A 12,720-nucleotide genomic window follows, 5' to 3' on the forward strand; every position below is an offset into this window, starting at 1 on the left:
CGCTATGGCGCTAAGCTTTCGGACAAAGGCACTCAGGTCCGATTTCGTCGATGCTGCAAAGGCCCAGTGAGGCCATGTTCCGTTTCACTTCCTCTTTGAGAAGCGAAATGCAGTGAGTGGCACCTGCTTCACCTCCGACAGCGGCGGCGTAGAGAACCGGTCTTGCCACGAGCACGAAATCAGCTCCCAGTGCCAAGGCCTTGATCACGTCCCCGCCGCGTCGAATGCCGCCGTCGTAGAGCACCTTCATGGCGCCTGCCGCTGCGGCCACAGACGAAAGCACTTTCAAGGGCGCTACGGCACCATCCAGCTGGCGCCCACCATGGTTTGAAACGATGACAGCATCAACGCCGAGGCTTGCCGCCTTTCGTGCATCTTCCGGATGTAGGATGCCCTTGAGCACCAAGTTCCCCGGCCACGCATCTCGCATCACACGGACGTGTTCCCAGTTGAGTGAATCACGATTGAACTGGCGCGCGGCATGCCGCGAGATGATCGGAACACCTCTGTCGAGTCCGGCGTTCTCGAAACGCGGTACGCCTGTTTTGTACAGCGTTCGTGCGAACGTCCGCACCAGCCATGCGGGATGCGTTATGCCGTCCCAGGCCAGCCTCAAGCTTGGACGCAACGGTGTCGAGAATCCGGCACGAATATTGTTTTCCCGGTTGGCACGTGCTGCAGTGTCCACAGTGAGCACTAGGGTTTTGTAGCCGGCGTTGTGTGCCCTTGCTGCCATCGCTTTGATGAGTTCGCTTTCTCCCGGCAGATAGGCCTGAAACCACGAATTGCCTGGCGCAGCGGCTGCAACGTCTTCCATTCGAGTCAAGGCGGCGCCGCTTAACACCATTGGAATGCCGGCTGCGGCCGCCACGCGAGCCAGGACTCGGTCCGCGTCGTACGCCACCAACGCAGAGATGCCCATAGGGCCCAGGCCAAAGGGGGCCTCGTGGCGCACACCAAACAACGTCGTCGCCATGCTGCGGCGAGACACGTCTCTCAGAACGCGAGGCGAGAACTCATACTCGTTGAAGGAGTTCAGGTTTTCTTGTAATGAGCGGTTGTCTTCGACTCCACCGGAGACATACGCGAACAAGGGGTGAGGCAGGTGCCGCGCTGCCGCCAGCTCAAAGTCACGCAGCGATAGCATGCGGCGCAAAGCGGGGGCGAAACGCCGAGCCGCGTCAAGCGGCTGCACCTCACGAACTGGCGTGGCTTGCGCTGGCAAGGTGCTTTCGGAGAAGTCAGCAGAGAAATTTTGAGGTGTTGTGCTCACGTGATGCAGCGACATGCTCGGTCGTTAAGTGACCGAATTCTGATGACAGACGCTGCTTAGAACAAACGAGAATTTGGGCGGGGAAGCCCAACTTTTTGTTGGGCTATGAGCTCCTCCCGCTAGGGACTCAAGAGACGGGTCTTCCCGTGGCGGAAAGGGAATCGAGCAACCAGCTTCTGAATGCCCTCAAGGCGCGTGAGGTGGGTCGTGAGGTGGGGCTCACCAGGTAGTAGCCCCCTGGAATGACGTGCACGTGATCAAACGGAGCGATGAGTGCACCGGATGCGAGGAAATGCTCCACCAGTACCTTGACGCCCAAAGCGACGCCAGTGCCTTGGATGGCTGCCTCGAATGCCATGGCGGAGCTTTCGAATTTGTGTCCCTTGTTGCCGTCAATGCCGCCCATGCCCGCGCCATGGAGCCAATCATTCCAGCTGTTGGGACGAGACAGCGAATGAAGCAGTTTCACCTGCGAAAGGTTGACCTGGCGATTCGGCTGTCGTTCGAGCAATGCCGGACTCATGACGGGGATGAGTTCGATAGGCGTCAAGAAGTCAGCCTGTACTCCTCTTTCTTCAACGATGCCGGAATAAATTGCTGCATCGATATCCTGCTGCTCGAAGTTCACGCGAGTCGACGAGGCCGACAGGTGTACATCGATATCGCTGTGCAGCGCCTGAAACTCCGACAACATGCGGATCAGCCAACACTGCGCAAACGTGCTGTAAGCCTGGATGGATAAAACTTCTTGCCTTCGACGGCGACTGGCTTGCGATGTGGCAATGCTGAGGTCGTCCAGTGCCCGGCTTATCGCAGGATACAGGCGTGCACCAGCGGGCGTTAATTCGATGGTTTGCGCGTGACGCAAGAATAGCTTCTCGCCAAGGTATTGCTCCAACACGCGAACCTGACGGCTGATGGCCGTTTGTGTCACGCTGAGTTCTTCGCCGGCGGCCGTGAAACTCAATAACCGCGCTGCGGCTTCAAAAGACCGCAGCGGATTCAGCGGAACGGGGACTCGTTTCACATGTCACTCCGCTCAAGCGCCTGACGGGGCGACGTCTAATTTCATCCCTTCGTGGGTCGCTGAAAAACCCATGGACTCGTAGAACCGTTTGGCATCGGTTCTGCGTTTGTCCGTCGTAAGTTGGATCAGCCCGCACTTGTGTTCCTTCGCTATATCGATGGCGTAGGTCATCAACTCGCGGCCGATGGCTTGTCCCCGCGTGGTCGATTTAACTCTTACTCCTTCAATCTGCGCTCGACGCGTTCCTGATCTCGACAGCCCGGCGATCAGCGTCAACTGAAGTACCCCGAGCACTTCTTGCCCAACTGCGGCAATCAGTATCCAGTTTGCTGCGTCTTGATCCATGAGTGTCCAAGCCTCTTCATACGCAGCCAGTGAGCCATCCGGTGCAGCTTCGCGGGTGCGGCCAAGCTCATCGTCAGACAGCAGAGAGACGATTTGAGGCAGATCTTGGCGTGTGGCACGCCGGAAGATGAGGGATGACGTGGTTTCCATGGACATGAACGGAATTTGTGGTGCTAGGCGACTAAGTCGAAAAGCCAGGGCGTTGCTGGAACCAACTAGCGCGCCGTTGCAGCGGCCAATTGCTTAGCAGCAATTTTCTCAAGGCTATCTCGTAGCGCTAAGGATGCGTTGTAAAGCGGTACGTAGCCAGAAAGGAGGATTTGAGCGCTGCGTTGATAGGCGGCGGATTCAATCAAAAGCCCATTGCCATCATCCAAAGATGCCACTACCTTGGTAGACAGAATGCCAGCTGGATTCTCAATGTTGACGGAAATTTCATTGCGCTCGGCTGTGACACGCTTGGGCGCCAACTCATGCGCTACCGAACCGGGGATGAGGGTGGCAACGGCGAGACAGCACCCTCCGGACACCGCGAGAGACGCATGCCCGGTTTGTGGCGTGAAATACCGCGCTGACAAATCAGCGCCCATGCGAGCAGCGCTGATGATGCATACCTTGGGTATGGTTTCGCTGCTCTGAATGTCAGACTCCGACATAAGCTCACCATTCTTGCGGCGCAACTTCATCCTGAGCCCGGCTTCCACCCAGACTCGTTTCAGACGGGCCATGAAGTCGCTATCTTGCGCGAGCTCGTTGATGGACTCGTGGCCAGTCTTTCCAAAATCTTGTGCGCGTGCGATCACCATAGGTACCGCTACATCCACACAGCTCACCCGAATGCTGTCAATGATGTCTACCGGATTCCCGGTGGGCAGCAGCAAGCCGGTTTTGGCGCCTGCGGGCCTGTGCAAGAAAAGGTCCACTGCAGGGTGGTGCCCCATGACACCAGGAATTTCAGCTTGCAGAAACTGATGGTCTGCACCCACAGCCATGCGAGAGGTCGTGAGAACGCCGGTATTCGTATTGCGGATCTCGACAGAATGAAGCCCGGGCGTGGGAGTCTCCAGGAGGCCCGTATGAAGCGCCCAAAGCTGAAGCGCTGAAGACATGTTCCCGCAGTTGACGCTCCAGTCAACTCGGCTATGGTCTGCTGCCAACTGGGCAAGGGTGCTCACCAACCGTGTGCCGCCTTGAGCAGGTTCTACATCTGCGAAGAAGACCTTGTTACTCGTGGCGCTTCCTCGTCCCAGCCCCGTGATTTGCTTGTTACCCAGGGAGGTGCCACTGGTTGCCACGCCCATCATGTGGCCGAGCAGTTCTTCTCTCAGGACTTCCTCTGCGGGAGCCATGGGCTCCCAGATAAGCAGCCCGGTTGAGGTGCCACCTCGCATGTAGTGGACGGGGAATTCCCAAACGCTGTGGTGCAGACGAGGCAGATTCAGACGTGACATAGGTGCAGTATTGAAGAGGGTAATGCAGCTTGCAAGATGCTACCCTCTTCTAGCACAAATGAAGTGCGTCATCCCACTTGCAAGCAAGTAGGATGACGCACCGCGGTCGCCTACACGGCTGGTGGATCGGTTTCCCTTTCTGGATGACGATGGCGAGCCACGGCTTCAATGAACGAGTTCGTGTCTTGGTCCGCAACGATGCCGGGATCTAGTTCGCCGTTTGGCAAAACGAGACTGATGCCTTCGGATTCCAAAAGCATCTTCGCTGCGGGCGGGACAAAGATGGCTTTGCAGTGGCGGTATTGGTCCTTGATGAATTCGGATGTGTGCCCGTCTGCTGCAAGTGTTTTGACACCTTCATCTCCATCTGGCAGAGCAAGAGCATCGAACAGAAAACCGGGCTCATTTTCCATCGACGCATCCGCGTCAATGCGCACATGATCGTTTGTATTCACGGGGCCAATGCGAGGCCCAACGAAACGAGCCACGGCGCCTTGGGCAAAGAGCGCGGCGTGGAGGTTCATGGCGCTCTGTCCCACGATGCCATTAGCCACCAACAGGGCAATTTTTCGGCCTTTTATAGAGCCTTCACCGGGACGCGCCATGAGCGATAAGGCGGGCGAATAAGTCACTTCGGGCTTCGGTACCTTTTCAAGCACCCTGGGCATGGGGGAGGGGACCTTTTTCATGCCCAAGCCGGCGGCGACCCGCTGGGCTAAAGCTTCCGACGCATTGCGCAGCGAGGCCACCATGCGCTCCCGGATGGCGGGCACGGTCACCTTGGACAGCTCAAACCGGAAGGCGGCCGCAATGTGATTCTGCTCGACCTCCGTTTGGCTCTCGAAAAACAATCTCGCCTGGGTGTAGTGGTCCGCGAATTTCTCAGGTTTTGCACGGACTTTGCCTTGTTCTTCCTTCGCCTGCGCACGAGCAGGAACCGACATGAAGCCATGCCCAGAGCCTGCCTGGAAGGGGCATCCCCCTCCAAGTGAGTTGGGTTCGTAGTTCACGCGGCCACGGTGTATGGCTTGGCGGTGCATACCATCCCGTTGATTGTTGTGCACTGGGGCTAAGGGCGCGTTGATAGGGATCTCATGGAAGTTAGGACCTCCCAGCCGGCTGATCTGCGTGTCTACGTAGGAATGAATGCGACCAGCCAAGAGAGGGTCATTGGAAAAATCCAGACCGGGCACTACGTGCGCTGTGCAAAACGCCACCTGTTCAGTCTCTGCGAAGAAGTTGTCTGGATTGCGATTGAGCACCATGCGGCCCACCTTTCGCAAGGGGACGAGCTCTTCCGGGATGAGTTTGGTGGCGTCCAGTATGTCAAAGCTGAATGCTTCAGCCTCTTCTTCCGTGAAGACCTGGATAGCTAACTCCCATTCAGGAAATGCACCTGCTTCTATCCGCTCCCATAAGTCTCGGCGGTGGTAATCCGGATCCGCGCCGGATATTTTTACTGCCTCATCCCACACCAGGGAATGGGTGCCATATATCGGGTTCCAGTGGAATTTGACGAATACTGATTGACCTTGCTCATTCACCATGCGGAAGGTGTGCACACCAAAGCCTTGCATGGTGGCGTAGCTGCGCGGAATGCCTCGGTCCGACATCACCCACATCAACATGTGAGTAGACTCTGGCATAAGCGATACAAAGTCCCAAAACGTGTCATGTGCGCTTGCTGCCTGAGGCATTTGGTGGTGCGGTTCAGGCTTGACCGCGTGCACTAGGTCAGGAAATTTCATCGCGTCCTGGATGAAGAAGACGGGCATATTGTTGCCCACCAGGTCCCAATTGCCTTCATCGGTGTAGAACTTCACTGCAAAGCCACGGACGTCGCGTGCCGTGTCCTTTGAACCGCGTTCACCCTGCACGGTGGAGAATCGTACGAACACAGGGGTGATCTTCCCAGTCTCTTTGAAGGGCGCTGCGCGGGTAATGTCCGTTAAGGCTTCGTAACATTCGAAGTAGCCGTGCGCGCCAGATCCTCGCGCGTGTACGATCCGCTCAGGGATGCGCTCATGATCGAAATGCGTGAGCTTCTCGCGCAAAACGAAATCTTCCAGAAGGGCCGGGCCTCGCACTCCGAGTTTGAGCGAGTTCTGGTTGTCTGCAATCGGTACGCCCTGATTGGTGGTGAGCATCTGGCCGGAAGAATCGACTCGGACGCGATCCAAAGATTCGATGGTGCGGTTGGCGCCCTTCAATGCGCCCCGGCCGGTTTTCTCTGTAGGGTTGTCTTCCGACAACGTGCTGCCAGTCGCGAGGCGCGAAGGTTCGGCGACAGTCGCCCCCGGCTCTACAAGCAGTCCGTTGTCAAACCCATGCTCGCCTGCCTTGTTGGGGTTGAACGGCATACTTCTAACCATCTGTTCGACCTGCATGGCTTGGGCTGTAGCCGGATCGTCTGCGCCCGATGCTTTGGAAGCGGCGCTATCCGTATTCCGAGCGGTGGCTTGGGCCGTGCTTCGTTTTGGACCTGGATTACGGCGAGTTGTTTTCTTTGCGGTTGCCATGATTAGATCTTCTAGAAATGTAGGTAGCGTTGGTTCTGCCCAATTTCGCGCTGCGGCGATTCGGTGTGGAAAGGGTGAGTGTTTCGCGCACTTTTAAGCATGGGGGCGAAGTGACGTCCTGACGGCTAACGTCACCCTTCAATGCTTCGATCCCGCCTCAGTGAGTTTTTAATGCCGGCCAGGGTCTCTGGAGTTCAGAGCATGGCGTCGCGCTGTTGCTCGGCTCGTGATGCGCCGATAGCCGTTTCGACCTGCTTCACTTCCTCCGGAGGGGGCAACACCGCTGGCATGCCCAAGGCTCGAATTGAAAGCTCTCGGCACCAACCCTGTGTGTGATACAGATGGTGGTCCTCATCCTTTTCTACCCGGTCGTAGGCTTCCTTGAGGATCTTGGCGGTGGCTCCTGACGCGGCTTCGGCAACCTTGCCTAGAAGCTCCCAGTTGGCGTGATCCTTGGTTTCTGCGTGCACCACGCATTCACAGGCGACGAGTTGTGCTGCTGCAGCGTCTCCACTGGATTTGGCTAATTCCATGGCCTTCACCAGAGACGCGCCGATGTGTTTCACTACCGTACGGGAGGGGGCGGCTTCATCGGCGTCAATCCCGAGTTGTTCGCACGTGGTCCGAACAACGTTCTGGTGGTTTTTTGTTTCCTTCAAATAGCCTTGCCATTCTTCCTTCAAGTCCTCATTGATTGCGCACGAGAGCGCTGCAAGGTAGACCTGTTCACCGCCCAATTCGGTCTCCATCATTTGAAGTAATAAATCTTTTAATTGCTTCTCGTCATATCGTGGTTTGACCATCAGGTTCTCCAAGTAATAGTCACGGCTGTCAACGATCCTGTGAGTGCACTCATGCCTCTTGGGATGTGCTCCGGGGGTCCCTTTATGAACTGCCATCCGAACGCGCTGTATTACTTTGGATCGCCCCCACATGAGCGTTGGTAGGAACGTCACCACCCACTGTGTAGGCAGAAGTAGACGTTTTCGCAGGGAGAGTTTCTGACGATCTGCGGTTGAGCTTTGCACCCGCCGAGTTTGTGACCTCGCTCGTCTTGGGCAGCGTTTTCCCCCGCGCCCTTTGACCAAATTGCGATCTAAATTCTTGGACTTCGTGTGGGCTTTGGGTGCTCAAACCAGCGAGCCCTGGCGTCTTTTGTGCTGGCAAGCCAGGCCGAGGATTGGACGAGGGCGACAGGACCGAATTGATCGCGGATCCCTTTTTTCGAGGGTAGAACAGGCAGTAGCTGACACCGCCGTGAGCTACTGCACCTCAAGTCCTCACGGAAATCTCAGGAAGTCAACGACGAATGCATTTCTGAGCCCCGCTCGCGCTGACACCGTTTTATGGCAAGCAATGATCGTCCATCGGCTGTGAGTCCGAGAACCACCGCGTGAGGTGGAGCACCTTCAGGGGCGTAGAGAGTCCCGGTGACAAGGCCTTGGCTAAATAAGGACGTGAACAAACTTATCTGTTCTTCATCGCGCAAGATAAGCGCGTCTGTTGCGCAATCAACGGCTTCTAGCAGATTGAGTTCCATGCTTTGCTTTCGTTCTCTGCGCAGAGCGCAGTGATCACTGAAAATCAAAAGCGTGTTGCTAGAGCGCTTCAGACAAGAAAATACACTCTATACCCTTGTAGTAAAAAAGGTGCAACTTACAAGATTTAAGTGTGAAGTCAAGTAACGGATGCAAATTGTCCGGGCCCTGCGATTGGAGCAACGGTAGTGTCCCGGCGTTTCAGATGGTATTTACGATGTGTAAACGCTTCTAGCGTAAGTCCACCGCCATTTCTACAGTTCATTCTCGGATGCCGTAAAGGTGACAAGGATGACATTGGTAAATATGTTGGTGCGCAATTGCTGGTACGTGGCTGCGTGGAGTCACGAAGTTGCTGAGCAGCTTTTCAGCAGAACCTTGCTTGGCGATCCGGTATGTTTTTTCCGGAACTCGCTTGGAGAAGTTGTCGCGCTTGCTGATCGATGCGCTCACAGGGGCGCTCCTTTATCGAAGGGCCGGATTGAGGGCGATTCGGTCAGATGCATGTACCACGGCTTGAAGTTCGACAGTACCGGCCGGTGCCATGAAATCCCGGGGCAGGACCGCATTCCGCCACAAGCTTGCGTTCGAAGCTATCCGGTCATTGAGCGCGACAACTGGATCTGGATATGGATGGGCGACGCAGAAAATGCAGATCCCGCGCGGATTCCTCCCACGTGGTCTTTGGGGAGCGCCGAGTGGGCCTACAAGCCCGGCTACTACCGCTATGCAGCGCCCCACATGCTCATATGCGACAACCTGCTGGATTTCTCGCACCTCGGCTATGTGCACCCCACAACGCTGGGCGGAACAGAGAACATTGCGCAAAAGCGCCCAACTGTCACCCGTGGTGATGGCGTTGTTCGTGTGGAGCGATGGTTGACCAACGAGGTTCCTGCGCCGTTCCATACGAAGGTAGCCAGCTTTTCAGGCTTGGTGGATCGTTGGCACTTCTACGACTTTCATGTCCCGGGCGTTCTCGTGATGTATTCGGGTGTCCAGGCGACCGGGACAGGAGCGCCTGAAGGACATATCAAGGATGCTTTGGAATTCAGAAGCTGTCAGGCAGTGACGCCTGAATCTGAAAGCAGTTCGCATTACTTCTACGCTGTGCCTCGCAATTTTTCTATAGAAGATCAGCACATAACAGACACCATTTTTCAAGACATTGTGGATGCCTTCGAAGAGGATCGGGTCATGATTGAAGCCCAGGCCAGGAATCTTGAGCAGGCAGGGAAATGGACCATGGCGGCGATAGTCGCAGATGCAGCCTTGGGCCAATTTCGCTGGCTGATGAGCCAGGCATTGCAAAGGGAAGCGGCGACCAGCGTGACGGCTGCTTCGTGAAATTACTGGACGTTTTGTCGGGCAAAAAATAAAACTTCAATGGCGGCTTGGTGCTGAAAAATTGTACGAGCCGAAGGAGACAGAAAATGACATTTCTAAGGAATGTTTGGTATGTGGCCATGTGGTCAGAGAACCTCGGCCAAGGCAGCCTCGAACACCGAGTTCTCCTTGAAGAGCCGGTGGTTTTCTTCCGCAATGAAGAAGGCCAGCCCGTAGCACTTTTTGACCGTTGTCCTCACCGCCTCGTGCCTTTGCACATGGGCAAGCTTTGTGCGGGTGGGCGAATCGAATGCGGCTACCACGGCCTGCAGTTCGATCAAACGGGGCAATGCGTTCATAACCCGCATCGCAGCGGCCGTATTCCCTCGCAGGCGAAGGTGAAGAGCTATCCCTTGGTCGAGAAACACTCGTTGATCTGGATATGGATGGGAGACAAGCCTGCGGATGAATCCTTGATTCCGGACTTCCATGTGCTAGATGCAGATAGCTCCTTGCCGGTCAGCAAACGAGATTGCATCAAGATGGAAGTGGGGTTCGGCCTCATCATTAACAACCTCCTGGATCTGAGCCATGCCGCATTCCTTCACAAGGGGATTCTTGGCAACGAGCAAACGGCGGCTGCTGAGATCGCTGTGGAGGAGCGGGGCGACACCATTTATGTGCGTCGGGAGAACAAGAACGTTCCGCCTCCCGCGCTGTTCGATATGCTTTTTCAGAGGAACGGAGCAGCCGTTGACTTATGGAACGAGATCCGCTGCAACGCACCAGGTAACTTCCTGAACGACGTTTCTGTCCGTTCCCCCAACGCTCCGCGTGAAAGTGGCACCGGGATTTTTGGTACTCACTTCCTGACGCCCGAAACCCAGACCAGCACGTACTACCACTTTGCCGCGGCCCGGCAAAACCCGCTGCCCTTTCCTGCAGGACAAGAAGCGCAGATTCAACAAACTCTTGCGGACCTTCGCCGCTATGCATTCGAGCAGCAGGACGAACCCATGATGCTGGCGCAGCAAAAGGAGATTGAACGTGCTGGCGGAGAAGAGGCTGTCAAGCCCATGTTGCTCGAGGTTGATGCCGGCCCGGTTCGGTACCAACGTGTATTTGAGCGTCTCAAGGCAAGAGACACCGCCAATTGACCCCCACGCGTCCTACCCACGATAAAAAGGAGACCACGATGAAACACGCGAGCAACAAGTATTGGGTTCAGCTTGTCTTTGGCTTGACCTTGACCGCCACGGCCACTTTGGCTTTCTCACAGGTAAAAATTGGCGTGACGGTATCAGAGACCGGCCCCGCAGCGTCTCTGGGAATCGTTGAGAAGAGAACTCTTCAACTTCTACCCGATACGCTGGGAGGAGAAAAGGTGGAGTACATCATTCTTGACGATGCATCTGACACTACAGCCGCCGTGCGCAATGCCCGCAGGCTGACCAGTGAAGATAAGGTGGATGCGCTGATCGGGTCAACGACCACACCGAACAGCCTCGCCATGCTCGACGTGGCGGCAGAATTTGGCACGCCAATGATCGCCATGGGTGCCGGAGCCGCGATTGTTGAACCTATGGATGCACGTAGACGTTGGGCCTTCAAGGCTGTGCACAACGATGGGATGATGGTCGACGCCATTGTGGAGCATATGGTCAAGAAGGGCGTCAAGACCGTTGGCTACATTGGATTTGCAGACGCCACCGGCGAAGGCTACTGGACCAGGCTCAAATCACAGGCTGATGCCAATGGACTGAAGATTGTGGCGAACGAACGCTATGGACGGGGGGATAACAGCGTGACAGCGCAAGCGCTGAAGATCGCCAGCGCGAATCCTGATGCGGTGTTGATCGCTGCATCTGGCTCGCCCGCTGCACTCCCGCAAATCAGCCTGAAGGAAAGAGGCTACAAAGGAGTGATTTATCAAACGCACGGCGTTGCGAACAACGACTTCCTTCGAGTTGCCGGAGCCAGCGCAGAAGGTACGTATCTTCCCGTGGGACCGCTTTTGGTCGCTGATCAACTGCCTGCCGATAGCGCAGTCGGAAAGATTGGCCGGGACGTGATCAAGCGCTACGAACAGAAGCACGGCGAAGGCAGTCGCACAACCTTCATCTCCAACGCGTATGACCCCTATCTCTTGCTGGATTCGGCAGTTCGAATCGCCGTGAAGAAGGCCAAGCCAGGTACGCCAGAGTTCCGTTCCGCTCTGAGAGACGCCCTGGAAAGTACAAAGGAGTTCGCAGGATCTCAGGGCTACTACAACATGACGGCCTCTGATCATGTGGGTCTCGATAAACGATCGCGCTACATCGTCCGGATCGAGAGTGGAAAATGGAAACTGGCCCCATAGCTGCCTCCCTGGCGGACTGACATCTCCGAGCTCAAAAACGTCTGGCATCATTGATGTTAAATGTCCAAGAAACGTTCAGGAGCGCTGGGCCCGGTTACCGCTGAGCCTCAACAACGAGGCGTTGCGGCCGTGGAGAGTGCTGCCGCAATTCTCGACGTATTGCATAAAGCCCAAGTGCCCCTTGGCGTGACGTCCATCGCGAAAGCGAGCGGGTTCGCACCGGCGCGCGTACATCATTACCTCGTGAGCCTCTTGAAGACAGGCCTCGTGCACAAGGAAGAGTCTCCCGTTCGCTACGGTTTAGGTCCGTTTGCCATTCGCCTGGGCCTCACGGCCGTGGACCGGCTTGAGATTCAGCACTTCAGCGCGCCGTTTCTGCATGAACTCAGTACTGAGACGGGAGAGGCCTCGTTCTTCAGCATTTGGTCACCGGCTGGGCCGGTTATTGTTCGTTGGGAGCAAGGTATGCGGCCGCTTACGGTCTTTGCACGCCTTGGTACGGTGATGCCCTTGCTGAGGTCAGCGACCGGGCAGGTCTATTGCGCGTGGGGGCAGGGGGCCACCGTAGCAGAGGCGGTGGAAAGAGCATTGCTTCAACTTCCACCTGAGGAACGGGCGGCTGAGCGTGTGGCGTGCAGAGTGCGGACAGAGGAGGCACGCCACATGGCATGTGGAACCACCCGTGGGAGCATGCTTGCGGAAGTAAGCGCTGTGGCTGCCCCCGTGTTTGACCGCGAAGGGAACCTGGCTGGTGTCATGACAGTGCTTGGCCTACTCCAAGGATTCGACGCTTCGCCCAAGGGCGCGATGGCCAACGCCGTCCGCAGGGTTAGCCGCAGGCTTTCCGAAAAATTGGGCTACTCCATCCGCGATGAGTGAATG

The 12,720-nt window shown here is 56.3% G+C and carries 10 protein-coding genes; 4 read left to right on the forward strand and 6 right to left on the reverse strand.

Features of this window, described 5'->3' with window-relative positions; translation table 11 throughout:
• Nucleotides 1-10: 10 nt before the first annotated feature.
• The 6 genes from G518_RS34620 to G518_RS0110310 all read right to left on the reverse strand — a co-directional run bounded on the left by G518_RS34620 (nt 11) and on the right by G518_RS0110310 (nt 7,418).
• A complete protein-coding gene (locus G518_RS34620; RefSeq protein WP_051236411.1) occupies nt 11-1,147 on the reverse strand; it encodes an alpha-hydroxy acid oxidase in 1,137 nt (378 codons plus the stop codon).
• 253 nt (nt 1,148-1,400) lie between these two features.
• The gene (locus G518_RS0110290; protein WP_028602467.1) at nt 1,401-2,300 is read right to left on the reverse strand and encodes a LysR substrate-binding domain-containing protein; all 900 of its coding nucleotides are present in this window, start codon (nt 2,298-2,300) and stop codon (nt 1,401-1,403) included.
• Nucleotides 2,301-2,312: 12 nt separating this feature from the next.
• Entirely contained in the window at nt 2,313-2,801 is a 489-nt protein-coding gene (locus G518_RS0110295; RefSeq protein WP_245597942.1) for a GNAT family N-acetyltransferase, read from the reverse strand.
• A 59-nt stretch (nt 2,802-2,860) separates the two neighbouring features.
• Nucleotides 2,861-4,096, reverse strand: coding sequence for a PrpF domain-containing protein (locus tag G518_RS0110300; RefSeq protein ID WP_028602469.1), 1,236 nt, complete (start codon nt 4,094-4,096; stop codon nt 2,861-2,863).
• A gap of 110 nt (nt 4,097-4,206) precedes the next feature.
• The gene (locus G518_RS0110305; protein WP_028602470.1) at nt 4,207-6,615 is read right to left on the reverse strand and encodes a catalase; all 2,409 of its coding nucleotides are present in this window, start codon (nt 6,613-6,615) and stop codon (nt 4,207-4,209) included.
• Nucleotides 6,616-6,809: 194 nt separating this feature from the next.
• Entirely contained in the window at nt 6,810-7,418 is a 609-nt protein-coding gene (locus tag G518_RS0110310) for a hypothetical protein (protein ID WP_028602471.1), read from the reverse strand.
• Between the two features lie 1,041 nt (nt 7,419-8,459).
• On the opposite strand from G518_RS0110310, the gene G518_RS0110315 reads away from it, so the two are divergent.
• The 4 genes from G518_RS0110315 (at nt 8,460) to G518_RS0110330 (ending at nt 12,717) form a co-directional block, all read left to right on the forward strand.
• Complete coding sequence (locus G518_RS0110315) at nt 8,460-9,500, forward strand: aromatic ring-hydroxylating dioxygenase subunit alpha (protein WP_028602472.1); 1,041 nt, start codon at nt 8,460-8,462, stop codon at nt 9,498-9,500.
• Nucleotides 9,501-9,586: 86 nt separating this feature from the next.
• Nucleotides 9,587-10,636, forward strand: coding sequence for an aromatic ring-hydroxylating oxygenase subunit alpha (locus tag G518_RS0110320; protein ID WP_028602473.1), 1,050 nt, complete (start codon nt 9,587-9,589; stop codon nt 10,634-10,636).
• Nucleotides 10,637-10,674: 38 nt separating this feature from the next.
• On the forward strand, nt 10,675-11,838 hold the full coding sequence (locus tag G518_RS0110325; RefSeq protein ID WP_036594255.1) for an ABC transporter substrate-binding protein: 1,164 nt from the start codon (nt 10,675-10,677) through the stop codon (nt 11,836-11,838).
• 60 nt (nt 11,839-11,898) lie between these two features.
• Nucleotides 11,899-12,717, forward strand: coding sequence for an IclR family transcriptional regulator (locus tag G518_RS0110330; RefSeq protein WP_028602475.1), 819 nt, complete (start codon nt 11,899-11,901; stop codon nt 12,715-12,717).
• The last annotated feature ends 3 nt before the right edge of the window (nt 12,718-12,720 follow it).

It is taken from the genome of Ottowia thiooxydans DSM 14619 (assembly GCF_000422885.1).
GTDB classification, from domain to species: Bacteria; Pseudomonadota; Gammaproteobacteria; order Burkholderiales; family Burkholderiaceae_C; genus Ottowia; species Ottowia thiooxydans.

What these genes read in the sequence shown, in the direction of transcription:
- G518_RS34620 (WP_051236411.1), bottom strand. Translation starts at nt 1,147, where the DNA reads ATGCTATCGCTGCGTGACTTTGAGCTGGCGGCAGCGCGGCACCTGCCT.
- G518_RS0110295 (WP_245597942.1), bottom strand. Translation starts at nt 2,801, where the DNA reads ATGTCCATGGAAACCACGTCATCCCTCATCTTCCGGCGTGCCACACGC.
- G518_RS0110300 (WP_028602469.1), bottom strand. Translation starts at nt 4,096, where the DNA reads ATGTCACGTCTGAATCTGCCTCGTCTGCACCACAGCGTTTGGGAATTC.
- G518_RS0110305 (WP_028602470.1), bottom strand. Translation starts at nt 6,615, where the DNA reads ATGGCAACCGCAAAGAAAACAACTCGCCGTAATCCAGGTCCAAAACGA.
- G518_RS0110310 (WP_028602471.1), bottom strand. Translation starts at nt 7,418, where the DNA reads ATGGTCAAACCACGATATGACGAGAAGCAATTAAAAGATTTATTACTT.
- G518_RS0110315 (WP_028602472.1), top strand. Translation starts at nt 8,460, where the DNA reads ATGTTGGTGCGCAATTGCTGGTACGTGGCTGCGTGGAGTCACGAAGTT.
- G518_RS0110320 (WP_028602473.1), top strand. Translation starts at nt 9,587, where the DNA reads ATGACATTTCTAAGGAATGTTTGGTATGTGGCCATGTGGTCAGAGAAC.
- G518_RS0110325 (WP_036594255.1), top strand. Translation starts at nt 10,675, where the DNA reads ATGAAACACGCGAGCAACAAGTATTGGGTTCAGCTTGTCTTTGGCTTG.
- G518_RS0110330 (WP_028602475.1), top strand. Translation starts at nt 11,899, where the DNA reads ATGTCCAAGAAACGTTCAGGAGCGCTGGGCCCGGTTACCGCTGAGCCT.